Below are 24,665 nucleotides of genomic sequence, written 5' to 3'. Positions count from 1 at the left end.
CCGTCCAGTGGCGGCGCGCCTGAGCTGGTCACTTCCGGATCAAGGTAACCTTCCGTCCGTGACAGGTGGGCGACACACGCAGTTCGGCGAGGCAGCGCGCCGTCATTTCGATGACGCACAGCTGCTCCACGGCGCTGGACGCTTCGCCAACGCGGACCACCTCGCCGGCGTGGCCGCGGAGTGCGCGCTCAAGGCCGTACTGGTCGACTTTCTGGGTGGCGGCGTCAATCACCGAGGCAGACCCATCCATCCCGCTCACCGGGTGGACAACGCCTACTCACATCTTCCCCGGTTGTGGGCAGATATCGCCGCTACCGCACACGGACGCAACGCCGCTGCCTTCAGCGAGTTGATAGCCGGACGGAATCCGTTCGAGGGGTGGAGCATCGATGAGAGGTACAGCGACGGCACGCACATCGACACCGATCGAGCGGGACGGCACATCGCCAGCGCCGCACAGATACTCGGTATCTATCAACGCGCAGAGATCGACGGGATGATCCGATGACCATTCGATTCGATGAAGCGTGGACCGAAATCAATGGCATCGCCGAAGAACTGAGCGACGCCGGAATTGACGTCACAGTCGTCCGCGACCTCATCGGCCGAGTTTCGCTGATCGTCGACACCAGCGAGATCCCCGAAACCTTGGCCAGCAGGGTTCAGCGAACCGCAGGCCCGTTTGCCGCCCCGATCCCGGTGCGCTCGGTTTCGGAACTCTTCGATCCGGCCGCGATACTGGATCCGAAAACGCTGTACACCAAGCGCCCGAAAAGTGAAACCCAGGGCGAGATCAGCATCCTCGAGCGCGAAGTGGTCGGCGCCGACTGGACACGAACCGTCGACCACACACCCGCCGCGAACCGAGTCACCTTCTACGGCTTCAAAGGTGGTGTCGGCCGTTCCACTGCCGCGTTCATGCTGGCCCAGCACCTCGCCTTGAGCGGCAAGTGCGTGCTGGTCGTCGACTTGGACCTGGAATCACCAGGACTGGGCATGCTCACCTCGCGAAACGAGGATCTACCTGAATTTGGAGTGGTCGATTTCTTCGCCGAATCCGCCGTCGGCAACGAAACCGGTCTGGACCTGGTAACCCGCAGCAAGGTCGTACCCGAAAGCAGAAACGGAGAGGTCTGGCTCGCTCCAGCCGCCGGCCGCCCCAGGGACAACTACGACTACTTGGCGAAGCTGAACCGCGCTTACGTCGATACCGCCACGGAGGAAGGCACTCCTGTTCGTTTCGGCACTCGATTGGCACAGGCCGTGAACGCTTGTGAAGCCAGGGTGACAGACCTGAGCCGCGAGCCCGATGTTGTCATCCTCGACAGTCGGGCGGGCATTCACGACGTCGCAGCGACAACCCTGACTCATCTTGGCGGCCTCAATCTGCTGTTCGCCGCAGACACCCCCCAGACGTGGGCAGGCTACCGCGCACTCTTCGAAGAATGGAAGCGGTTGCCCAATCCGCGACTGCTGGGCGAGCGGCTCCGCATGGTCGCATCCATGACACCAGCAGCCAATCAGGACGAATATCTCACCGGCTTCGCCGACCGTGCTCAAGAATGCTTCACCGACACGCTTTACGAGTCCGCAGCTTACGACGATCTGGACGCCTTCAACTACAGCGTCAGTGACCCGACAGCCCCACACACTCCGGTTCCTATCCTCTTCCACAGTGACCTGGTCGGCCTCGACCCGACCAGGAAACCCGACTGGAGCGGCCTGCCCTTCGTCGAAGAGGCTTTCCGCATATTTCTCGACAGCGTCACCGAGCTACTCATCGGAGGCCAATGATGACCGACAACACGGCCGCCGAGCTACGAGAACTCCTGCTGCAGGCATTGCCACTGACTGCGGACTCCGACACTGACAACGTGGACCGGAGCACCCTCTTCACGCCCACAGGTCACCGCCGCGCGCTCGAGCCGGACGTCACCGTGGTCAAGGGTGCCCGTGGCGTGGGGAAAACACACTGGTTCAAGTCTTTACGCGACGATGAATTGCGCGAGCTGGCTGCTGACGAATATCAACTCCCGCGACTCCGATCCATAGAACCACTCACCGGGTTCGGTTCGGCACTCAGTCCAGAACAGTATCCCACAAAGCGCACGCTCAGCAGTTTCGTCCAAGAAGGCGTTGAACCTGTTGATATTTGGACAGTGGTTACCCTCAGCGCACTGGGCGTAACACCAGTTCGAGAGCTGGGAACCTGGCAAGAGAAGCTGACCTGGCTCCGGCACAACCCGGAGCAAGTCGAGCGGGAACTGAGCCTGGCCGACGAAGACGCCAGGCGACGCGGGGTCACAAAATTGGTGATGTTCGACGCACTCGACCGACTGCACACCGACCGCCGCCTGGCGGATCGGCTAAGTAGCGGAATCCTCGAGTTCGCACTCGAACTACGGTTGAGCACGCAGAACATACGCGCCAAGGTTTTCATCCGCCACGACATGCTGGATAGCGCCCCACTCAACTTCCCCGACGCTTCCAAACTAACCGCCAACACAGCGGATCTGACTTGGACGAATGCAGATCTCTACGGATTGCTGTTCCAGCACCTCGGTAACTCGGATCTGCCGATTGCCAATTGGTTTCGTGAACAGACTGGAAATTGGGAGGATCGCAGCGACCGCAAGCTACCGCCGAAGGACCTGATCGGCGACAAGGACGCACAGTCGAACGCTTTTATTTTGCTTGCGGGTCAGTACATGGGCACGAACCATCGCAAGGGACACACCTACACCTGGCTGCCGAACCACTTGGCGGACGGCAACGGCCAAACGAGTCCCCGGAGCTTCTTGGTGGCCCTGAGTGCTGCGGCCGCGGAGACAGCACGTACGCATGCCGGCCATCAGGTGCCACTTCACTGGGACGCGATCCGTCGAGGAGTCCAACGAGCTTCTAGCGTGCGAGTCGATCAAGTGAACGAAGACATACCTTGGGTGAGCACCGCAATTCAACCATTAGCGGAGTCACAAGTTCCGATCGAGCAGCCAGAAGTCATCGACAAGTGGCATGCGGCCAACTTGACGGAGATGCTCGCGGTACACGTCGAATCCTCCGACGACGACACCGAAATAACGCGGGCAGGCCCGGTGAATCCCAATGATTACCCCAAGTTGATCCAGGAGTTGATCGCACTCGGAGTCATGACTCGGCGAGCGAATGGCAAACTCGACCTGCCGGACGTCTACCGGATTGCTTTCAACATAGGTCGAAAAGGTGGAGTGCCACGAGTTAGGCGCTGACCCACCTGCTACCGGACCGCAGTCCGGTCATCCGGCACGAGCAACAGCGATCGACCCGGCCAATCGCGTTCCCGCCTCGTAGACCATGTACTCCACGCCCCCATCCGTCCCGAACGAAGGCGCCGCGCACCTCCCGTTGTCCGGCGCCCCCGAAAGCGGCGCGTGGAACACACCCAAGTGCACCCGCCGGCTGAAATCGTTCCCCACCTCGGTGATACGCATACTCCCCCCAGCCTCGATGTTCGTGTGGTACACGACGTACGTACTCCCACCACGCGAAACCACGTGCGGAGCACCGATGTCCCGTGCCCCCACCTCCTCCGGGCGGATCAGCGGCGTCTGCGAGTAGGTCCAGTTCCGCGCATCCGCCGACCACCCCCACCCGATCGCCCGCCGGTTCGCCGAGGTGTTCGTCATGAACACCATCACGTACCGCGCCCCCAGCGCGGGCAAGTCGTGCCGGAACACCCGTGCATAGGAAGTCTCCGTCGTCCCCGGCAGCAAGCGCGTGGACAGGACCTCCTTGTCGTACTCGAAGTTGACACCGTCCTTCGACCGCGCCAGCCGCGTCACCGAATTCTCGCCGTGGAAGTAAAGAAAAATCTCCCGAGCATCCTCGTTCCACAAGGCGTGCGGCGAAGAAACATGACTCACTTCGTACTCGCCCGGCCACACCCGCGAAACAATCGGGTTCGCCGGGTACTCCACATAGGGCCCACCCAGCGAATCCGCGTAAGCCAGGCAAATCCCACCCGGCGCGTCGTGCGGCGCGTAGTACAGGTAGAACCGCCCCAGCGCCCCGGGAATCCGCCCAGCCGTCCCCCGCACACACGGGAAGATCAGCTCACCCGTCGGGTTGTACTCGAGCGCGTCCTTGTCGAACGCCTCCCGCAGGAACGCATACGTCGGAAACCCCGGCGGGGCGGCGGCCGCGGGCAACGCCGAAGCGGCCACCAGCCCCAGCCCGGTCCCGGCCGCGACCTTCAGCGCGGCCCGGCGGCTCCACAGTTCGCCCGTCATCGGCACTCCTTCGTCGTCGGAGGATGGCGGCGAGTGTGACCAGGCAGAACACCCGGGTCAAGGTGCTAATACGTATTAGTCCAGCGAAGCCCGCAAACGGACAGAAAACTTGACGAACCCCGGCGCAGCGCTCAGCCTCAGCTAATCCGCATTAGCCAGGAGGACGGCAGGATGACCACCCGTCGAGCCATGCCCCGCCAGGCGGACATCGCCCGTGAGGCCGGGGTCTCGCAGGCGACCGTCTCGGTGGTGCTCAGCGGCAACCGAGCCCGCGTCCGGATGGCCGAGGCCACCCGGGTCCGGGTCCTCGAGGCCGCCGAGAAGCTCGGTTACGTCCCGGACCCGGTCGCCACGCGGCTGGCGTCCTCGCGCAACCACATGCTCGGGCTCTACACCTTCAAGACCACGTTCCCCACCGACGTCGCCGACTCGTACTACCCGATCCTGGTCGGCGTCGAAGAGGAAGCCGCCGCGCTCGGGCAGGACCTGATCCTGTTCACCGGCCGGGGCGGCGCCGACCGCCGGGCCCACGACGCCGCCGCCATCCGGCGCACCAGGGTCGCCGACGGCTGCCTGTTCTTCGGCAGGCACGTGCCGGACGAGGCGATCGGCAGCCTGATCGACGCCGGGTTCCCGCTCGTCTACATCGGCCGCCGTCCCGAACTCGGCGGCCGCATCCCGTTCGTCGGCGCCGACTACGTGACCGCCGCGAAAACCGTGGTCGACCAGCTCATCGGCCACGGGCACCGCAACATCCGCTACGTCCGCGAGCCGGACGACGCCCCCTCCTCCACCGACCGCGAACGCGGTTTCCGCCAGGCGACCGCCGGGCTCCCGGCGAAGGTGCACCGCCTGGACGGCGGCCTCGACCTCGACGCCTGGCTGGACGAAGGCGTGACCGCCGTGGTCGTCGAGGAAACCGACACCGCCACCGCCCACACCGCGGTCACCAACGCTCTCAACGCCCGGAACCTCACCTGTCCGGGCGACCTCTCGCTGGCGGTGCTCGGCAGGCCGCCCGGGAACGAGGACGTGACCGGCTTCGCCGTGCCGCGAAGGGAAATGGGCAGGCAGGCCGTGCGCCTGCTGGTCCGCCTGATCACCAGGGAGATCGGCCAGGATTCCCCGGCCGCCCGCCAGCTCCTGCCCTGTGAACCGGTCGCCGGAACCACCGTCGGCCCCGTGAACCGAGGAAAGCACGCATGAACGAACTGTCCACCGAAATCCTCGTCGTCGGCGGTGGCCTCGGCGGGGTCGCCGCGGCACTGGCCGCCGCCCGCGCCGGGCACCGCGTGGTGCTCACCGAGGAGACCACGTGGATCGGCGGCCAGCTGACCGCGCAGGCCGTGCCGCCGGACGAGAACCCGTGGATCGAGCGCTTCGGCTCCACGGCCACCTACCGGCAGCTGCGCGAAGGCATCCGCGACTACTACCGCCGCCACTACCCGCTGCGTGCCGAAGCCCGCGGCCTCACCGAGCTGAACCCGGGCGCGGGCCGGGTCAGCAAGCTCTGCCACGAACCCCGGGTCGCGCTCGCGGTGCTGGAGGCCATGCTGGCGCCGGAAATCAGCGCCGGCCGGATCACCCTGCTGACCGAGCACCGGCCGGTCGCCGCGGAAACCTCCGGTGACCAGGTCGAAGCGGTCCGGCTCAGCAACGCCGAAGGCGGCCTGATCGACGTCCACGCCGAGTACGTGCTCGACGCCACCGAGAACGGCGACCTGCTGCCGCTGGCCGGGGTCGAGTTCGCGGTCGGCGCCGAGGCCCAGCACGAGCACGACGAGCCCCACGCCCCCGCGCAGGCCGATCCCGGCGACCTGCAGGGCATCACCTACTGCTTCGCCATGTCCCACCACAGTGGGCAGAACCACGTGATCGACCGCCCGGCGATGTACGAGTTCTGGCGCTCCTACCAGCCCGCCTTCTGGCCGGGACCGCTGCTCGGCTTCCTCGCCCCCGACCCGCGCACGCTGGAACCGGTGGCCCGCACCTTCGTGCCCAACCCGGACACCGATCCGCTGGCGATCAGCGCCGACCAGAGCGCGGACGCCGGGGACAAGGAGCTGTGGGGCTTCCGCCGGATCCTGGCCAGGGGCCTGCACACGCCCGGCTCGTTCGATTCGGACATCACCCTGGTCAACTGGCCGCTCAACGACTACTGGCTGCGCCCGGCACTGGAGATCGACGGCATCTCCGACGCCGAGTCCGTCGCGCAGGCGCACTACGAGGCGAAGCAGCTTTCGCTGTCCGTGCTCTACTGGTTGCAGACCGAGGCCGGCTTCCCCGGCCTGAAGCTGCGCCACGACGTCACCGGCACCGCCGACGGCCTGGCGAAAGCCGCCTACGTGCGGGAATCCCGGCGCATCAAGGCGGTCACCACGGTGACCGAGCACCACGTCTCCCTCGACCTGCTGGGTCCGCACGGCCGTGCCCACCACGCCGATTCGGTCGGCATCGGCAGCTACCGGATCGACCTGCACCCGTCGACCTCCGGCAAGAACTACGTGGACGTGGCGAGCGTGCCGTTCGAAATCCCGCTCGGCGCGCTGCTGCCGCAGCGCGTGGAGAACCTGTTGCCCGCGGCCAAGAACCTGGGCACCACGCACATCACCAACGGCTGCTACCGGCTGCACCCGGTGGAGTGGAACGTCGGCGAGGTGGCCGGTCACCTGGCCGGGTTCGCGCTCCGGCGCGGGGTGCCGCCACGCAAGGTGCAGGCCGACGAAGCGCTGTTCGGCGAGTTCGCCCGGCTGCTCGACCGGGCCGGGGTGGAACGCCGCTGGCCCGAAGTCCGCGGTTACTGACGGGGGACGCCAAAGATGACTGCAACGACGCAGGCCGTCCGGATCGGCATCGACGTCGGGGGCACCTTCACCGACGCGGTGGCGGTGGACGCGCAGACCTTCGCCCTGCTCGGCCAGGTCAAGGTGCCCACCAGCCACGACCACCCCGACGGCGTGGCGCACGGCATCCTCACCGCGCTGCGGCGGCTGCACGAGCAGACCGGCATCGACCCGGCCGCCGTGTCGTTCCTGGCGCACGGCACCACGCAGGCGACGAACGCGCTGCTCGAAGGCGATGTGGCCACCGTCGGCATCGCCGGGATCGGGCACGGCTTCGACGGCTGGGCCACCGGCAGGCTGCGTTCGCTGCGCAAGCTGGAACTGGCCCCCGGCCGTCGGCTGCCGATCCGGTACGCGGCGGTGAAGGACGCCGAGCAGCCGGAAGTGGTCAAACAAGCCGTGGCGAAGCTGCACTCCGACGGCGCCGAGGTGATCGTGGCGGTGGAGCCGTTCAGCGTGGACGACCCGGCCGGGGAACGGGCGGTGGTCACCGAGGCACGGGCGCAGCACCTCCCGGCCACCGCCACCCACGAGATCACCGGCCTGTATGGACTGTCCAAACGCGCCAGGACGGCGGTGCTCAACGCCGGGATCATGCCGCGCATGGTGGAGACCGCCGACCTGGTGGACCGCAGCGTCGCGGCGGCGGGCATCAGCGCGCCGCTGATGGTGATGCGCGGTGACGGCGGGGTGATGTCGCTGGAGGAGATGCGCAAGCGCCCGTTGCTCACCGCGCTCTCCGGTCCGGCGGCCGGTGTCGCGGGTGCGTTGATGGGCGAACGGCTCAGCGAGGGCATCTTCCTGGAGACCGGCGGCACCTCCACCGACATCAGCGTGGTGCGCCGCGGGAAGGTGCAGGTCCGGCACGCCAGGCTGGGTGGCAAGGAGACCTATCTGCCCGCGCTCGACGTGCGCACGGTCGGGATCGGCGGTGGCTCGCTGATCCGCGTTTCCGGTGGGTCGGTCACCGCCGTCGGGCCACGCAGCGCACACATCGCCGGACTGCCCTACGCCTGCTTCGGTGACGACCTGGCCGGGGCGAAGCTGATCACCGTTTCGCCCAGGGACGGCGATCCGGCCGACTACGCCGCGTTGGAGACCCGGAACGGCAAGCGGTACGCGATCACCCTCACCTGTGCCGCCAACGCACTCGGTGTGGTGCCCGAGGACAGCTACGCGCACGCCGACCCGAAAACGGCGGAACTGGCGCTGACCCCGCTGGCCGAAGCGCTGGGCCTGCCGGTGGACCAGGCCGCGACGGCCGTGCTGACGCAGGCGGTCAAGCCGGTCAAAGCGGTGGTCGGCGAACTGGTGGCGGCCTACCGGCTCGGCACCGTGACGCTGGTCGGCGGCGGTGGAGGCGCGGCAGCGGTCACCCCGTGGCTCGGCCGGTCGTCCGACCTGGACTGGCGCATCGCGAAGCACAGCGAGGTGATCAGCCCGCTGGGTGCGGCGCTGGCCATGGTGCGGGAATCGGTCGAGCGCATCGTGCCGAACCCGTCGCACAGCGACGTGCTGGCCACCCGGGCGGAAGCGGAACGGGCCGTGGTCGCCCAGGGCGCCGACCCGGCCGGGGTCGACGTGGACGTGACGGTCGACCCGCAGCGGAACCTGATCCGCGCGGTGGCCACGGGCGCGACGGAACTGCGGACGAAGGACCGCGCCGGGAAACCGGACGAAACCGCGGTGCGCCGGGAGGTGGCGAAGTCGCTCGGCGTCGAACCCGGTGCCGTGCGTGAACTCGCTGCCACACCGCACCACCGGGTGTGGGCCGCGAAGACCAGGAAACCGGGTTTCCTGAACCGGTTCTCCCGGCCGGCCGAGCAGATCCGCGTGGTGGACGGCGAGGGCGTGGTCCGGCTGCACCTGTCCGGGGCGCACCTCGCGGTCACCACGGCCGGTGAAGGCGGTGCCCGGCTCACCGACCTGGTCACCGAGCACACCGCGGTCGGCGACGGCGGTTCCCGGGCGCCCGCGGTGTACCTGCTGGCCGGGCCGAAGATCGCCGACCTGTCCGGGGTGCTGGACCGGGAGCAGCTGCTCGCCTTGATCGGCGCCGAACTCGGCACCCGGCAACCGGACGAACCGCTGGTCGCGTTGCTGGAGGACCGTCGATGAACGTGGACCAGGGCGCGGAGTTCCTCGCCGCCACCCCGACGCACGAAAACCGTTCCGCCGAACAACTGCGGACCTGGGCACGGATCGCTCTCGACTTCGGCGACGAACTCGCCTCGGCACACCCGCGACTGCCCGAACTGGACGTCCGCGAGCGGACCGGTGGCAAGCGGCCCGGCGAAGTCCTGCTCGCCGAATACCACCACCGCGACCACCGCGTGACGCTCTACCGCGACAGCCTCGATTTCGCCCGCGAGGTCAGTGCGAAACGCGGAGAGCCGATGGCCCCGGAGGAGCTGCGTCGCGCGGCCATCGCCCACGAAGTCGGGCACCACCTGCTGCACGGCCCGCGCACCCGTGAGCTGAACCGCCGGCTGGGCCACCGGATCCTGCGGCTGCGCGCACACGTGGCCGGTGCCGACGAACTCGCCGCCCACCGGTACGCGCAACGCCTCAGCGGCATCGACCCCCTGCTGCTCAACACCTTCCTGGCCGAGGCCATGGACGCACCCCGCGCGAGGTCACGCCGGTCACTGGACTGAGGTGCGTCAACGCCGGCACGGCGAGGCGCACCTCAGTCCAGTGACCGGCTCAGAGGCGACCTCGCCCGCCGCACCGAAGGAGCGGCCGAAGATACGGAGCTTGAACATGGGTATCGCCATTGTGGCCGTGATGGCCATCGGGGTCGCGTTGATGCTGGCCCGCAAGATCCCGACCGCGTTCGCGCTCGGGCTGCTCGCCGTGGTGATCGCCGCGTTGTCCGGTGCGTCGCTGACCGGCAAGGAGAACAGCATCACCGGCTCGGTGCTGCAGACCGGGTCGGCGCTGCTGGCCGCGACGATGATCGCGGTGCTGCTCGGCTCGTGGCTGGGCACGCTGATGGAGGACACCGGGATCGCCGCGACCCTGGTGCGCAAGATCGTCGAGTTCGGCGGGGAGCGGCCTGCCGTGGTGGCGCTCGGGGTGTACGCCGTGGCGATCCTCTGCGGCAGCATCACCGGTTCGGCACCGGCCGCCATGCTCGCCGGGGTGGTCGGTATCCCGGCGATGATCGCCGTCGGCGTGGCTCCGGTGGTGGCCGGCGGCACCGTCCTGATGGGACTGGCGACCGGCCTGCCGCTGGAGCTGATCGGCTGGCAGTTCCTCTCCGACGCGGTGGGCCTGCCGATCGAGCAGGTGCGGGCCTTCCAGCTGAAGGTGTTCCCGATCGCGCTGGTGGTCGGCGTCGCGTACGTGCTGGTCGAGACGCGGCGCACCGGCGCCCGGCACGCCTGGTCGGTCCGCGCACCACGCCGGTCGCGGGCCGCCGCGCGGGAACGGCGTGGTGACGCGCCCTGGTACGCCCTGCTGACCCCGCTCGTGCCGATCGTGCTGGCGCTCGGGCTGGAGGTGCCGATCGTGCCGTCGCTGCTGGCCGGGCTGGCCTACGGCCTGGCGACCACCACGCGGCCCGGCAAGCTCGGCGAGCGCGCGCTGCGGTCGCTGTACCGGGCCTTCGAGGTGGCGGCCCCGCCGATCGTGTTGTTCGTCGCGATCGGGATGCTGCTGTCCGCGGTCAAGCTGCCCGGCGCGGTCAGCGCGCTGCAGCCGCTGATCGCCGCGGTCAGCCCGGCCGGGGCGGGGTGGTTCGTGCTGGTGTTCGCCCTGCTGGTGCCGCTGTGCCTGTACCGGGGGCCGCTCAACGTGTACGGGCTGGGCGCCGGGATCGCCGGAGTCCTCGTCTCCGGCGGGGTCTACCCGGCGCCCGCGGTGCTCGGGCTGATGTCCTCGTACGGTCAGGTGCTCTGCGTGTCCGACCCGACCAGCACGCAGACGGTGTGGAGCGCGCAGTACGCCGGGGTGCGCCCGGAACGCGTCATGCGGTCCACGCTGCCCTACACCTGGGTGATGGCCGCCGGCGGGCTGGTGCTGACGGCCACCCTGTTCCTCAGCAGGGGTTGAGGAACCAGCAGAGCCGGAAGTTCGCCTGGTAGGTCGCGGGGTTCATCGGCGCCACCACGTTGTGCGCCCTCGCCCCGCCGTCCGACCACGAGGTCCAGGCGTGCTTCAGGTTCAGCGGCGGCACGTTCTGCGGGCTGTTCGCGCTCACCGAGTTGTTCGAGCCCGCGATGACCGTGCGGGTGAACGGGGTGCGCTGCTCGATGCCGCCGACGGTGAGCAGGGCCTGGCTGGGCTGCGAGGTGAAGCTCAGCGCGACGGTCCTCGGCTGCAGTTCCACCGTCTTCGTCCCGGTCCGGCCCGAGGAGTCCGTCGCGGTGAGCGTCAGCTCCAGGTGCGACGGGTACTCGTGGTCGGGGGCGACGAACGAACCGCTCGCCACGCCGTTGAAGTCCTGCACGTTGTGCGTGTGGCAGGTGCCGTTGGCAGCGCAGTGCCGGATGGCCAGCCGCCACGACAGCGCCGACGCCGGCAGCTCACCGTCCTGGGCGTCGGTCGCCCGGCCGGCGAACGGCACGGTCTGGCCGACGTGCCAGTTGAGCGCGGTCGTCGGCGTGTCGATCACCGGGACCGGGTCCAGGCCGGGCGGGTTGCCGACGGTCACCGGCACCGTGGTGGTCGCCGACGCCCCGGTCGAATCGGTCACCCGCAGCCCGACGTTGACCACCGCGGGGGTGGTGTAGGTGCGCGTCGGGTTGATCGCGGTCGAGTCGTCGTAGGCACCGTCGGCGTCGAGGTCCCAGGCGTAGGTCAGCGGGTTGCCGTCGGGATCGCTCGAGCCCGACGCGCTGAACTGCACCGCGAGCGGGGCGGGTCCGCTGGACGGCGTCGCCGTGCCCACCGCCACCGGCGGCCGGTTGCTGCTGTAGCTCACCCGGCGCAGCTGACCGGCACCGAGCGCGACGTAGAAGATGTCCCCGCCGGGGCCGCTGAGCACCTGCACCGGGACGTTCGCGCCGGTCACGAACGGCACCAGCCGGTTCGGGCTCGGCTGCCCGGCCTCGGTCTGCATCGCCCAGATGCAGCCGCGGCTGGAATCGGCGAAGAAAAGCGCACCGGAATAGGCTGGTGGATAATTGCTACCCGATTCGAAGGCGATTCCGCTGACCGACGAACCACCGGTCGGGCACGGATCGGTCGCCACCACTTTCGCGCTGTGGTTGTAGGCGTAGTAGGGCGCGGTCTGCCCACCGGCGGAATACAGCGATTCGCAGTTGTTCAGGTTCGCCCCGTCGTACCCGGACTGGCGGGCGCTGCCCTCGTAGCAGGGCCAGCCGAAGTTCTCCGCCACCGGGTCGGCGGCGTTGGGGATCCGGTTGATCTCCTCCCAGGTGCCCCAGCCGACGTCGCCGGACCAGAGTTCGCTGGTCCCGGGCCGGAAGCCGAAGCGGAACTGGTTGCGCATGCCGTAGGCGACGATGCGGCGGGCGTTGGCGTCGGCGCTGCTCGCGAACGGGTTGCCCGGCATCCCGGCGCCGGTGTCCGGGTCGATGCGCAGGATGGCGCCGTTGAGCAGCACCGGCTGCCCGGCGGGCCGTCGCACCGACTGCGAGCGCAGCGCCCCGCCCTCGGCGTTCGGCGGTGCGAGGTTCGTGCCCGCCGGGGACGGCGGGTCACCGCAGAGGTTCTTCACCTGGCCGTAGTCGGTGAAGTTGAAGCTGGCGCCGTCACCGCCGCCCGCGTACAGCGCCCCGTCCGGGCCGAAGGCCAGCGAGCCGATGGAGTGGCTGGGGTACTGCTGGCACCAGTCGGTGATCAGCGGCTTCTCGCTGACCGCGGTCCCGGCGGAGCCCATGGTCAGCTGCGACACGCGGCCGGTGACCACGCAGCCGTCGTCGGTCGCGCCGGGCGGGGTCGGGCAGGTGTCGCCCCAGCGCGGCGCGGTGCCGCCGGGCACGGCGTCGTAGGTGTAGGACACGTAGACGTAGGGGCGGGTGGGGAAGGCCGGATCGACGGCGAGACCGAGCAGGCCGCGGTCCCAGAAGTCCTGGGTCTGCGGGCGCAAGTCGGCGAACACGGTGGCGGTGGTGTCGGCGAGCGAGTCGAAGACCTTGAGCAGCCCGCTCTTCTCCGCGATGAACACCCGCCCGTCCGGGGCGAACGCCGCCGCCGTCGGCGAGGACAGCCCGCCGATGGCCACCGTGTCGGTGAACCCGTCGGGCACCGCCGCCACGGCGGCCGGCAGCCCTGGTGCGACCACCGCGGCCAGTGGTGCGACCACCGCGAGCGCCAGGGCTCTTCGGATTTTGGTTCTGCGCAGGAAAGCAGGACGGCGTAACCCCATGGCACGAACTCCTCGACTCCGACGGCAGGGAGAGAATCGCGACTCCTGCCCGTATGGCGGGAAAAGCCCGTAATTTGTTACAGGGCCATTCGAGGGATTCTTTTCTGCACCGGGTCGGGTGGGTACGGAGCGAATCCGCACAGGCACATTTCCCATTTCCGTTGACGGGGTTCCGGCCCTGGTGATCAATGGCGGGAAGTGCTACGCGCACGGACGGCGGGCCGAAAGTTTCGACTGCGCGGGCGCCCGGGTCCGGACACGGGAAGGCCCCTCCCCGCACGAGGCGGGGAGGGGCCTTCCAGCCGGCCTACTTGACCGCGCGCAGGGCGTTGACCAGGCCCCGGCCGTAGAACGAGTTGTTGTGGTCCGGGCCGACGCACTCGGCGGCACCGGCACACGGGACCGGGTCGGCCTTCGCCTGGAGCAGGAACGAAAGCGCCTGCGGCGGGACGTGCCGGTACTTGCTCGCCAGCAGCGCGGCCACGCCGGCGGCGTGCGGGGAAGCCATGGACGTGCCGCACTTGGTGCCGTACTGGCCGTTGAACACCGTGGACAGCGGGCAGCCCGCGCCCTCGCCCGGCGGCGGCAGCTGGGCCCGGTCACCGCCCGGGGCGGTCACCTCGATCTGCCCCTTGCCGTAGTTGCTGTACGACGACTTGGTCCCGGCGTACCCGACCGCGGACACGCTCACCACCCCGTCCATGCCCTTGGGCAGGATCTCGCAGCTCGGGTCCACCGGGTGCGGGCGGTTCGGGTCGGTGGTCTGGGCCTTCGGGTCGAACCCGCTGTTGCCCGCCGCCGCGATGTTGAGCACACCACGCTTCTGCGAGTACGCCACCGCGCGCGTGACCGCCTCGAACGCCGCCGCGTCGCCCGGCTGCTTCGGGCAGTAGAACATGCCCGGGTCGATGTAGTAGCTGTTGTTGGTCACCTCGAAGCCCTGCTTCGCGGCCCACATGAAGCCGCAGACCGCGGCCTCCGGGTAGATCAGGCCGTCGTCGTTGACCACCTTCACCGAGGCGATCTTCACGCCCGGCGCCACGCCGGTGAAGCCGCGGGCCTCGTCCTTGCCCGCGATGGTGCCGGCCACGTGCAGGCCGTGGTCGGAGTTGGTGGTCACCCAGCTGGCCGGGTCGGCGTCCGGGGCCCCGGAGTTGCAGCCGCGCGAAGCCTTGGCGTCCACGGCGTGCTTGAGGCCGGGGTGCTCCGGCTCCACGCCGGAGTCGAGCACGCCGACGGTGACCGACCCGCTGCCCTGGTTGATCTTGTTCGCCTCGGGCGCCTTGATCGCGCGCATGTCCCACTGCTGGGCGGTCAGGTCGCCTTCGGCGGCCACGCTGACCGTTTCCTCGTTCTCCCGCTCCGACCGCGCCTGCGCCCGCAGCTCGGCGGCGGCGGTGGCCGGTGGCTCGGCGACCTCACGGCCACCCGAATAAGCGCGGAACGCGCCGATCTTCTCCTGGAAATCGGCGTTGCGGGAAGTCGCGACGGCTACCCCGATTTCCTCGTAGTAAGCGACTTTCACACCGCATTTCGCCTGCAGTTCCTTGTCCACCTGCCGCTCCGAGGTGCGCGGCTGGTAGATCACCACATAGGTGTACTCCGCACTCGTCGTGTCGCACTGCGGGGCAGCCTGCGCGGCCGGTTGGGCCAGCGCGGTCGGCGCCAGCGCTGTCGTACCGGCCAGCGTCATGGCGGCGGCTGCGGGCAGCAGCCATCGTCGGACCCGGGACATCCACACCTCCAGGAAGGGGCCTGAGCATCAGGCACACCCGGAAAATGAAACACGCCCGGCGATGCCGGAGCAATCATTCTTTGGTCTGGTTCCGCGCGCGCCACCCGCGCCAGCCGAGCACCCCGATGACCGTGCCGAGCACGAACGAGACCACGGTGAGCACCGCGTGCACCACGAAGTAGGCCGTCGGCGAGCCGTCCGCCGCCCACGCCCGGTCGCTTTCCCACAGGTTCCGCGCGAAGGTCACCCAGATGACCCACGACCAGACGCCGAACGCGAGCAGGAACAGCGAGGTCCGTCCCGACATCCTCATATCGGCGGAGGGTAGTTCATCGCTCACCGGTGGCGCAGATAGCCTGCGGGGGTGCGCAGTCCACGCGATCTCCTCCTCGTCCTGGTGTCCGCGATCCTCGTCGCGGGCACCGTGCTCGCGCCCGCGGCCAGCGCGGGGGAACCGCCGAGAGCAGCCGCGCAGCGGCAGGGCTGCACCGACCGCACCGCGCCCCCGCCGCCGGTCGACACCTCCGAGGTGCCCAAGCCGGGGCAGAAGGCGCCGGAGCCGCTGCCGGTGCCGGGCACCCCGGTCGGGGGTCCCCGGATGGGTGAATGCGGGGTGGTTCTCCCCCGGGGGGCGGACAACCCGCCGTCGGTGATCAACTCGGCGTCGTGGGTGATCCAGGACCTCGACTCCGGTGCGGTGCTCGCCGCGAAGGACCCGCACGCCCGGCAGCGGCCGGCGTCGCTGATCAAGGTGCTGCTCGCGCTGGTCGCGGTGAACGAACTGGACCCGGCCGCGGTGGTCACCGCCTCCCCCGAGGACGCCGACCAGGAGTGCACCTGCGTCGGGCTGGGGGCAGGCGGGCGGTACACCGTCGAGCAGCTGCTCCAGGGCCTGCTGATGCACTCCGGCAACGACGCCGCGCACGCGCTGGCGACCACGCTCGGCGGGGTGCCCGCGGCGCTGGAGAAGATGAACGCCACCGCGGAGCGGCTCGGCGCGATGGACACCCGCGCCGCCACGCCGTCCGGTTTGGACGGTCCGGGCATGTCCAGCTCCGCCTACGACCTGAGCCTGATCTTCCACTACGCGATGAAGCAGCCGATCTTCGCCAAGACGGTCGGCACCAAGCAGGTGCAGTTCCCCGGGCACGGCGACGAGCCGAGCTTCCCGGTGTACAACGACAACAAGCTGCTGAGCATCTACGACGGCTTCCTCGGCGGCAAGACCGGCTTCACCGACGACGCGCGGCACACCTACGTCGGTGCCGCCGAGCGCGGTGGCCGGCGGCTGGCCGTGGTGACCATGCGCGGCGAGCAGAAGCCGATGCGGGTCACCGACCAGGCGGCCGAGCTGCTCGACTACGGGTTCGAACTGGCCGCGGCCAAGCCCGAGCCGGTCGGCCAGATCACCTACCGCGCCGACGCGCTGAAGCCGGACGGCACCCCGGCGCCGGACGTGGAGAGCGATCCGGCGAAGACCGCCGCCGCGATGAGCCAGGAGGAGGACCCGTTCGGCACCACCGGGTGGATCATCACCCTGGTGGTGGCGATCATCATCATCGCCGGCTTCATCCTCGGCCACCGGCGCAAGCGCGCGGCCCTGCTCGCCGAGCAGACCGACGTCCTGCCACGCATCCGCGACTGACCACTCGCCGGCAAGCCCGCTCGACGAGCTCCGCGATCCTGACGGCGGGCCCGCGCGATGCTCGGCGTGGTCCACTCGACGGGCTTCGTGCTCCGCCGCCAGGGCGAGGAACGCGAGCGTGACTCGCCGGGCGGCTTCCCTAAGCGCGGCCGTCGCAGCAGTCTTCGCGGGCGGCGTCCTGGGCCTTGTGCTCGTCCTTCTCCCGGCGCGGCAGGGTCTCCGGGGCGAAGACCCAGAACAGCACCGACAGCCCGGCCACCGCGCCGGTGATGCCGAAGGCCGCCGCGTAGGACCACTGCTCGGCGATCACCGCGGCCACCAGCGGCCCGGTGACCGCACCGATGTCGGCGGCCATCTGGAACCCGGCCAGCACCCCGCCACCGCGGGCCTTGACGCCGAGCACGTCGGCGACGGCCGCGTTGTGCGCCGGGTTGACCGTGCCCGCGCCGATGCCGGCGAGCAGGGAGGCGCCGAGGAACAGCCAGACGTCGCCGGTCAGCCCGAGCACCCCGCTGCCGACGGCCAGCATGGCCATCCCGGCCAGCGCCATCGGCTTGCGCCCCCGGGTGTCGGCGAACCGCCCGGAGATCATCATCACCAGCACGTTCCCGGCGGCGAACACGGCCAGCGCGAACCCGGTGAACTCCTCCCCGCGCGCCAGCACGGCCACGATGAACAGCGGGATCAGCGAGCCGCGCACGCCGAAGACCACCCAGCCGTTGGCGAAGTTCGACACCAGCGAGGCGCGGTAGGCCGGGTGCCGCAGCGCCTCGGTGAACTTCATCTGCGGTGCGGAGGCGTCGTCCTCGGTGCGCCCCGCCAGCGCCGACCGCCGCAGGTTCAGCCAGACCAGCACCACCACGAGCACCAGCGCCAAGCCGTAGAACAGGAACGGGGCCCGCAGCGACACCGCGACCAGCCCGCTGCCGACCACCGGCCCGGCGATGCTGCCGAGCAGGAAGCTGGTCCCCCACAGCCCGGACACCCGGCCGCGCAGCTCGGGCGGGGAGATGCGGATCAGCAGGCCGATGGCGGAGACGGTGAACATGGTCGAGCCGATCCCGCTCAGCGAGCGGAACAGCAGCAGGTGCCAGTACTCCGTGGCGGCCGCGCAGGCCAGCGTGAACACCGCGACGATGGACAGGCCCCACAGGTACACCGGCCGTTCCCCGAACCGGGTGACCAGCCTGCCGCTGGCCGGGGCGAACACCAGCCGCATCGCGGCGAACGCGCTGACCACCACGGACGCGGCGGTCACCCCGACGTCGAAGCTGGTGGCGTAGCTGGGCAGCGCGGGGGCGATCAGGCCGTACCCGATGGCGATCAGGAAGCTGGCGCCCACCAGCACCCAGATCTCCCGGGGGTAGCGGAGTTTCGCGGGGGTCACCCGCTCGGCGGTCAGTTCGGTCTCGGTCACGCTCACCCCATCGTGTGGACAGCTCACCGAGTTTAAGCGCCACGACGGGGTGGTTTTCTTCCCCCTTTACGGCCTCGGGCGCCTGCGCCTGGTCAGCAGCCCGAACAGGGCCCCGACGCCGAACGCACCGGCCACCAGCTTGCCGCCCGGCCCGCCCCGGACGTCCACCTGCGGCCGGATCACCACCGGAGCGGGCGGCTCGACCACCCGCACTTCGTTCTCCTTCGCGGTGGCCGTCCACGCGGTGACGAAGAGCAGGAAGCGGGCGACGAGGTTGGCGAAGAACAGCAGGCCGAGGATCGGCCCGAAGAGCACCGTGCTCGGCGAGGTGGCGACGAAGCCGAGGTAGACCGTGGTGACCTGCTTGAGCACCTCGAAGCCGATGGCGGCGATGACCGCGCCCTTGACCGCGCTGCGGGCGTTGACCCGCTCCCGGGGCAGCCGGGCGATCACCCACAGGAAGACCAGCACGTTCGCGGCCAGCGACAGCACGATGGTGGCCACCCGGAGCAGCGCCACCGCCCAGGTCTGGTCCTCGAGGCCGACCAGTTCGAGCAGCAGCTGCCCGAGCCCGCTGCCCGCGGCGGTCAGGCCGAACGAGACCACCAGCGCCAGCCCGAGCCCGACCAGCGACACCAGGTCGCGCAGCAGCGTCGGGAGCATCGGCAGCTGCTGCTTCTCCTGGCCCCACTGCGCGGTCAGCGCGTCCCGCAGGTTGGTCATCCAGCCGACCCCGGAGTACAGCGCCAGCACCAGGCCGAAGATCCCGGTCCCGGCACCCGCCTGCAACGCGGTCTCGACGATGGTGGAGAGGAAGTCGCCGAGCCCTTCCGGTGCCGACTCGGTGATGCCGGTCTTGAGCTTGTCCAGCGCCGCCTGATCACCCTGGAGCACCATGCCCGCCACGGAGAAACCGACCATCAGCAGTGGGAACAGCGAGAGCACGCTGAAGTAGGTGATCGCCGCGGCGTAGTGGTTGCCGTAGCGCTCGGTGAACGCCTCGTTCGCCCTGACCACGTGGTCCAGCCAGGGGTACTCGCGGCGCAGGCGCGGCAGCAGTTTGTCTTCTCCGGACTTTCCGTCAGCTCCAGGCTTCGCCACGGACAAACGCTAACCAGCCTCCTGGGGGCTCGCAACGCGAGGACGGACCCAGGCCACGTGACCGTCCGGCCGGACGCCCACCGCTTCCAGTTCCCCGTCGGCGAATTCGACCTCGATCGCTTTCGCTTGGTGCAACAGGGAAAACAGCCGGGTCGAATCGTCCAGCTCCAGGTCGGGCATGCGGCGACCGGCCAGCGGGTGCGGATCGGTGACCGGGTACCGCAAGTCGAGCGCGCTGATCAGCCCGGCCAGCGACCGGTTGACCGCCGGCAGCCGGATCAGCTCGGCGACCTCGGCCCGCAGCGCGTCGGTGTGCGCGCCGGGGCGGCCGAGCGCGGTCTGCGCCCTGGTGTTGCGCAGCACGCGTTCGGCCACCGGGTACCGCTCGGCCTGGTAGGTGTCCAAAAGGGACTCCGGGGCGGTGCCGGCCACCACCGCGCCGAGCTTCCAGCCGAGGTTGACCGCGTCCTGCACGCCGGTGTTCAGCCCCTGGCCACCGGCCGGGAAGTGGATGTGCGCGGCGTCACCGGCCAGCAGCACCCGGCCCTCGCGGTACCGCTCGGCCTGGCGGGCGGCGTCGTTGAACCGGGACACCCAGCGGGGGTCGCGCATGCCGAAGTCGGTTCCGGCGACGCGCAGCATGGCCGCGCGCACGTCCTCGAAGCTGATCGGCGCGGACCGGTCGGCGACGAAGTCGTACTGGTCGACCACCACGCGGTACCAGTCGGGGCCGAAGCCGATCACCGCGAAGTCGCCATGCGCTCGGCGTTCGCCGAAGATCCAGTCGGCGGGCGGGTCGTCGAGCACCGCGTCGGCGAGCACGGCGGTCATCGTCGCGTCGGTGCCGGGGAAACCGATGCCGGCGAGCTTGCGGACGGTGCTGCGGCCACCGTCGCAGCCGACCAGGTACCGCGCGTGGATGGTGCCGGTCGCGGTCTCGACGTCGATGCCGCGGGAGGACTGCTGGAAGCCGGTCACCGGCGTCGACCACCGGACGTGCACGCCGAGTTCGGCCACCCACTGCTCCAGCAGCCGTTCGACGTCGGCCTGCATCAGCAGCAGCGTGTAGCCGTACCGCGTGTCCAGCGCGCTGAAGTCCAGCGGCAGCGCCGAGAAGTGCCCGGCCTGCACCGGACGGCCTTCGGCGAGGAACCGGTCGACCACGCCCCGCTGGTCGAGCACTTCGAGCGTGCGCGGGTGCAGGCCGCCCGCCCTGGACTCGCCGCTGCGCTCCGGGGCCCGGTCGACCAGCGCCACCTCGGCCCCGGCCAGGCGCAGTTCGGCGGCCAGCACCAGCCCGGTCGGCCCGGCTCCGGCGATCACCACGTCCGTCATCGGCATCTCCTTAACGTTGTTAATTTAACGACGTTAAGGATGCACTTAACGGTGTTAGGGTGTCAACCGTGAAACTCGACGCGGAGCAGATCGCCCGCACCGCGCTGGACCTGCTCGACGAGACCGGCCTCGACGGGCTGACCATGCGCGCGGTGGCCAAACAGCTCGGCGTGCAGGCGGCGGCGCTCTACTGGCACCTGAAGAACAAGCGGGAACTGCTGGACGCGATGGCCGCGCTCGTGCTGGCCGAGGCGACCGGCGGGGTGGAGGCACCGCGGGCCGGTGAGGACTGGGCGGGCTGGCTGGCCACGGTGACCCGGCGGCTGCGGGCGGCCATGCTCGCCCACCGGGACGGCGCCCGGGTGGTGGCGGGCACCAACGTCAGCCACCCCGCGGTGTTCCGGCTGACCGAGCTGACCCTGCGGACGCTGCAGGACGCCGGGTTCCCGCTGGGCGAAGCGGCACGGGGCTTCCCGATCCTGCTGCACTACGCGATCGGCTTCACCATCGAGGAGCAGGCACGGGCGGGTCTGGAGTACGACGAGAACCCTTACCGGGCGGAGCGGCTCGGCACCGTGGTCGACGCCACGCGGTACCCGCTGACCGCCGAGGCGATCGGCGAGATGTTCGACCCGGACACCGACACCGGGTTCGAGCACGGCCTGGCCACCATCCTGACCGGGCTGGGCGCGCGCCTTGACGGGAAATCGGCTCCGGTGCTGTGATGCGGAGGCGTTTTCCCCCGTCACCGCCGCCAGGTAACGAGAGGGATCGACGATGTCCCCCACCCTCGGCAGGCGCGGCCTGCTCGCCGGCGCACTCGCCCTGCCCGTGCTGAGCGCGCTCCCCGCCCACGCGGCGAGCTGGCAACTGCGCTGGAACCCGGCCCCCGGCAGCACCGGGCTGAACGCCTTCGAAGGCATCGAGGACGACCGCGCCGGGTCGCACCCCGGCGTCACGCACATCTACCCGCAGGGCGACGCCTACCGCTTCGACATGCACCTGCGCGACCGCGACACCGCCACCGACCGGCAACGCCAGGAGGTCCGCGGCATGCGGCAGAACGGCACGGTGCTGAACTGGAAGAACGGGGAGACCTGGAAGGTCACCTACCAGATGTTCGTGCCCGGCAGCCTGCAGGCGACCACCAGCTTCACGCACCTGTTCCAGACCAAGATGCCCGGTACCGGCACCAGCCCGCTGACGGTGATGTCCCTGCGGCACACCGGCGGCCGGGCCACCGTCGAGTTCAAGGTCTTCGAGCCCGAGGTGCTGGTCGGCCGGGTGGACCTGGCGCCGCTGCAGAACCGGTGGATCGACGTGCAGATCGAGCAGGAGATCGGCAACTCCGGGCGGGTCCGCTGGGTCCTGCGGGACGGCGGCAAGACGGTGATCGACGCCACGAAGACCGGGGACACCTACCTCGGCGACGTCATCCGCCCGAAGTGGGGTATCTACCGCTCGCTCAGCGACTCGGCCCACCTCAAGGACTGCCACCTGCTGCTGCGCGATTTCAAGGGCTACCAGTACGCGTGACTCAGGCGGGCGGCCCCTGGCCGGTGTACCGGGCGTCGGCGTAAGCCGGGAACCGGGTCCACCCCGGCCGCTCGGCCCGCTCGACCCGCACGTCGTAGGCACCGACCGGGAAGCGGTAGTCGACGTGCAGCAGCGGGCTCCAGTGCTCCGCCTCCGGCGTGCCTTCGAGGTGTGAGGGCACCTCGGTGTAGGTGGCGACCTGGCCGATCGGTGCGAACGGTCCGGCGAACGCGGTGTAGGAGCGCGAGAGGTCGCCGTGGACGCGGTGCTTGCCGGGGGCCGGGACGATGGTCGTCGGCGGTTCGAGCAGACCGTTGGCCTGGACCGGGAACCGGGCGCAGGGGTACCAGAACGAGATCGGCCAGTCGACCAGCGTGGCACCGGGACGGCCGGCCAGGTGCTCGGCCAGGGTGCCGCCCGAGTCCAGCCGGACCGCGTCGGCGATGCCGCACCCCGACGCGGTCGCGATCGGCGCCCAGGAGTCGCGCTGGAGCTGGGTCAGCGTCGCCGTGCCCAGCAGCGCGACGACGATCGGCGGCATGACGAGCACGGCGAGCCTGCCGAGGGTGACCGCGGCGTGCCCGGCCAGCCTGACCGGGAACGCGGCCTCATCACGCCTGGCGCGCAACGCGGGCAGCAGTCCGGCGAGAGCGCCGACGCACGGCAGCACGAGGGGGTGCACGTCCAGCCGCGCGTCGAGCAGCGGCATGGCGATCCGGTGGTAACCCCACCACGAATTCGGGCCGTGGAAGGAAATGCTGACCGCCAGCGTGATCAGGAACAGCGAGCCGCCGCGGACCAGCCAGCCACCCGAGTCCCTGGCGAAGGCGGTGGGCAGCAGCCCCAGGCCGCAGGCGAGCACCAGCGTCACCGGCAGCACCAGCACGTTCAGGTGGGAGCCGATCTTGGTGGGGGTAACCACCAGCAGCACCAGGCCACCCAGCAGCCAGGCGAACGGCCACGCCAGCACACCGGTGAACACCCCGCGGGCCCGGTCCCGCAACCACAGCGCGCCCGCGATCACCACCAGGACGACCCCGAGCAGGATCGGCAGCCTGCGGAACGGGTGCTGCTCGACGTGGAACTCCGTGGCGCCGTGCGAGCCGAGCAGCATCTGGTAGCGGTCGAACTCGTGGAACCAGGAAAGGCTGGCGCCGTACCAGTACCGCGCGGCGGTCGAGTCGAGGAAACCGCCGAGACCGGCTTCGGCGAAGATCAGCGGTGAGCAGCTGCCGGTGACCGCGACCACCGCCGCGACGAGCACCCAGCGCCGTTCCGGGGTCCGGCGCACCGCCCCGGCCAGCCCGATGGTCAGCGGCACCGCGGCCAGGACGCCGGTGGAGGTGATGGCCAGCGCGACCCCGGTGGCCAGTGCGCCGACGAGGAGCCAGGCGTCGGTGCGGGTGACCGCGGCCCGCACCGCGGCGTAGGCGGACACCGCGAAGCACAGGGCGACGAACGGTTCCGGGCGCAGTGCCGCTCCGCCGGGCAGCCACGCCACGGCGAACGCGGCCGCGAGCAGCCAGCGCGGAACGCGCACCGGCAGCAGGCGCACGGTACCGAGCGCGCAGAGCCAGATCCCGATCCCGGCGGCCACGGCCGGGATCCGGAGGAACAGCGGCGACCAGGAAATCGAAAACAACGGCGCAAAAAGGTGCTGCAACAGGCTCGCCGGGATTTCCGAGACGTTGAGGAACATGTAGTAGTCGCCGACAAAACCCGACGGCCCGAGATTGCGGTGCATGCCGAGGAACCAGCCGTCGTCCACCGTTTGCGCCCCGAGCACCCCCCAGCCCGCGGTGCCGAGTACCACCACTGCCGTCCACAGCAGATCACGGCGCATCGGCAGCCGCGGGCGTTCCGGCCTGCCGTTCATCGCACGCGAAAGCCGGAATCCCATTACCAAGCAGTACAACACCCCGATCGCGCACCCGGCGAGCAAACCGTGCTTGAGCGGGGTGGGTGAGGTCTGGAACCGGGCGTCGGCCCGCGCGGTCGCCGACACCGGCACCTGTTCGAGCAGGTCGGTGACGAACGCGGCCACCTGCGGCACCGGTTCCGGCAGGTCGAGCCGCACGGTGCCGTCCACGGTCACCAGCAGCCGGTTCCCCTCGGCGTGCAACCGGTAAGCGCAGTCCGGATTCGGCGGCGGCCCGAGGTCGTGCTCCCGGTTGCCCGCGGTCAGCAGGAGGCGCTGCTCGCGCCCGGTCAGCAGAAGACCGAATTCCCGCAACCGCTCGGATTCGAGCGGGAAGGTGGAGAAAAGCACACCCGGGTGCGCGACCGCGGCACAGGGCAGGGAAACGTCGAGGGAAAGCGGCCGGTACGGCTGGAAGACCGCGACCGTGGATTTTGCGCTTTCCCCCGGCCGCGGCCAGGTCACGTGCACGTCGTCGGCCCGAACCGGGGCGAATGGAATGGCCAGCGCGAGTGCGCACGTCAGCATCG

19 protein-coding genes are annotated in these 24,665 nt (G+C 69.9%); 11 read left to right on the top strand and 8 right to left on the bottom strand.

Translation table 11 applies throughout. From position 1 onward, the window contains the following. Positions 1-58: 58 nt before the first annotated feature. The 3 genes from AC07EG_RS00905 to AC07EG_RS00895 are packed head-to-tail and all read left to right on the top strand — an operon-like array spanning position 59 to position 3,248. A complete protein-coding gene (locus tag AC07EG_RS00905) occupies positions 59-508 on the top strand; it encodes a hypothetical protein (protein ID WP_478250863.1) in 450 nt (149 codons plus the stop codon). Beyond that, positions 505-1,794 (top strand): KGGVGR-motif variant AAA ATPase, encoded by a 1,290-nt coding sequence (locus tag AC07EG_RS00900; protein WP_478250862.1) that lies wholly within the window; start codon positions 505-507, stop codon positions 1,792-1,794. Before AC07EG_RS00905 ends, AC07EG_RS00900 begins: the two co-directional genes overlap by 4 nt. Next, positions 1,794-3,248 (top strand): hypothetical protein, encoded by a 1,455-nt coding sequence (locus AC07EG_RS00895; RefSeq protein WP_478250861.1) that lies wholly within the window; start codon positions 1,794-1,796, stop codon positions 3,246-3,248. The genes AC07EG_RS00900 and AC07EG_RS00895 overlap by 1 nt, the downstream gene beginning before the upstream one ends. 27 nt (positions 3,249-3,275) lie before the next feature. On the opposite strand, the gene AC07EG_RS00890 is transcribed toward AC07EG_RS00895, so the two are convergent. Further along, a complete protein-coding gene (locus AC07EG_RS00890; protein WP_478250860.1) occupies positions 3,276-4,268 on the bottom strand; it encodes a glycoside hydrolase family protein in 993 nt (330 codons plus the stop codon). 171 nt (positions 4,269-4,439) lie between these two features. Between AC07EG_RS00890 and AC07EG_RS00885 the strand changes: the two genes are divergently transcribed. The 5 genes from AC07EG_RS00885 (at position 4,440) to AC07EG_RS00865 (ending at position 11,167) form a co-directional block, all read left to right on the top strand. Next, positions 4,440-5,474, top strand: a complete 1,035-nt coding sequence (locus AC07EG_RS00885) for a LacI family DNA-binding transcriptional regulator (RefSeq protein ID WP_478250859.1) — start codon at positions 4,440-4,442, stop codon at positions 5,472-5,474. Continuing rightward, positions 5,471-7,072: an FAD-dependent oxidoreductase gene (locus AC07EG_RS00880; RefSeq protein ID WP_478250858.1), complete on the top strand. Its 1,602-nt coding sequence runs from the start codon at positions 5,471-5,473 to the stop codon at positions 7,070-7,072. Before AC07EG_RS00885 ends, AC07EG_RS00880 begins: the two co-directional genes overlap by 4 nt. A gap of 15 nt (positions 7,073-7,087) precedes the next feature. After that, a complete protein-coding gene (locus tag AC07EG_RS00875; RefSeq protein WP_478250857.1) occupies positions 7,088-9,229 on the top strand; it encodes a hydantoinase/oxoprolinase family protein in 2,142 nt (713 codons plus the stop codon). Further along, positions 9,226-9,768 carry a hypothetical protein gene (locus AC07EG_RS00870; protein WP_478250856.1) on the top strand — a complete coding sequence of 181 codons (543 nt, stop codon included), beginning with the start codon at positions 9,226-9,228 and terminating at the stop codon, positions 9,766-9,768. The genes AC07EG_RS00875 and AC07EG_RS00870 overlap by 4 nt, the downstream gene beginning before the upstream one ends. A gap of 106 nt (positions 9,769-9,874) precedes the next feature. Next, positions 9,875-11,167: a transporter gene (locus tag AC07EG_RS00865; protein ID WP_478250855.1), complete on the top strand. Its 1,293-nt coding sequence runs from the start codon at positions 9,875-9,877 to the stop codon at positions 11,165-11,167. On the opposite strand, the gene AC07EG_RS00860 is transcribed toward AC07EG_RS00865, so the two are convergent. The 3 genes from AC07EG_RS00860 to AC07EG_RS00850 form a co-directional block, all read right to left on the bottom strand. Beyond that, positions 11,154-13,385, bottom strand: a complete 2,232-nt coding sequence (locus AC07EG_RS00860) for a PQQ-dependent sugar dehydrogenase (RefSeq protein ID WP_478250854.1) — start codon at positions 13,383-13,385, stop codon at positions 11,154-11,156. The genes AC07EG_RS00865 and AC07EG_RS00860 overlap by 14 nt on opposite strands. Before the next feature lie 370 nt (positions 13,386-13,755). After that, entirely contained in the window at positions 13,756-15,183 is a 1,428-nt protein-coding gene (locus AC07EG_RS00855) for a S8 family peptidase (protein WP_478250853.1), read from the bottom strand. A 73-nt stretch (positions 15,184-15,256) separates the two neighbouring features. Beyond that, entirely contained in the window at positions 15,257-15,496 is a 240-nt protein-coding gene (locus AC07EG_RS00850; RefSeq protein WP_478250852.1) for an SCO4848 family membrane protein, read from the bottom strand. A gap of 51 nt (positions 15,497-15,547) precedes the next feature. Here AC07EG_RS00850 and AC07EG_RS00845 point away from each other — a divergent pair, with 51 nt between their 5' ends. Then, a complete protein-coding gene (locus tag AC07EG_RS00845) occupies positions 15,548-16,828 on the top strand; it encodes a D-alanyl-D-alanine carboxypeptidase family protein (RefSeq protein WP_478250851.1) in 1,281 nt (426 codons plus the stop codon). Positions 16,829-16,967: 139 nt separating this feature from the next. On the opposite strand, the gene AC07EG_RS00840 is transcribed toward AC07EG_RS00845, so the two are convergent. The 3 genes from AC07EG_RS00840 to AC07EG_RS00830 form a co-directional block, all read right to left on the bottom strand. Then, on the bottom strand, positions 16,968-18,245 hold the full coding sequence (locus tag AC07EG_RS00840; RefSeq protein WP_478250850.1) for an MFS transporter: 1,278 nt from the start codon (positions 18,243-18,245) through the stop codon (positions 16,968-16,970). A 66-nt stretch (positions 18,246-18,311) separates the two neighbouring features. Further along, complete coding sequence (gene yhjD / locus AC07EG_RS00835) at positions 18,312-19,352, bottom strand: inner membrane protein YhjD (RefSeq protein ID WP_478250849.1); 1,041 nt, start codon at positions 19,350-19,352, stop codon at positions 18,312-18,314. Between the two features lie 3 nt (positions 19,353-19,355). Next, positions 19,356-20,681, bottom strand: coding sequence for an FAD-dependent monooxygenase (locus AC07EG_RS00830; RefSeq protein ID WP_478250848.1), 1,326 nt, complete (start codon positions 20,679-20,681; stop codon positions 19,356-19,358). A 68-nt stretch (positions 20,682-20,749) separates the two neighbouring features. On the opposite strand from AC07EG_RS00830, the gene AC07EG_RS00825 reads away from it, so the two are divergent. Both AC07EG_RS00825 and AC07EG_RS00820 read left to right on the top strand, forming a co-directional pair. Further along, the gene (locus AC07EG_RS00825; RefSeq protein WP_478250847.1) at positions 20,750-21,406 is read left to right on the top strand and encodes a TetR/AcrR family transcriptional regulator C-terminal domain-containing protein; all 657 of its coding nucleotides are present in this window, start codon (positions 20,750-20,752) and stop codon (positions 21,404-21,406) included. 52 nt (positions 21,407-21,458) lie between these two features. Further along, the gene (locus AC07EG_RS00820; protein WP_478250846.1) at positions 21,459-22,217 is read left to right on the top strand and encodes a Tat pathway signal sequence domain protein; all 759 of its coding nucleotides are present in this window, start codon (positions 21,459-21,461) and stop codon (positions 22,215-22,217) included. Position 22,218: 1 nt separating this feature from the next. Here AC07EG_RS00820 and AC07EG_RS00815 read toward each other — a convergent pair whose 3' ends face one another. Beyond that, the gene (locus tag AC07EG_RS00815) at positions 22,219-24,663 is read right to left on the bottom strand and encodes an arabinosyltransferase domain-containing protein (protein ID WP_478250844.1); all 2,445 of its coding nucleotides are present in this window, start codon (positions 24,661-24,663) and stop codon (positions 22,219-22,221) included. Positions 24,664-24,665 lie beyond the last annotated feature (2 nt).

It is taken from the genome of Amycolatopsis sp. NPDC045836 (assembly GCF_056431745.1).
The sequence above is the reverse complement of the archived record's forward strand: the minus strand, read 5'-3'. Positions and strand labels throughout refer to the sequence as shown.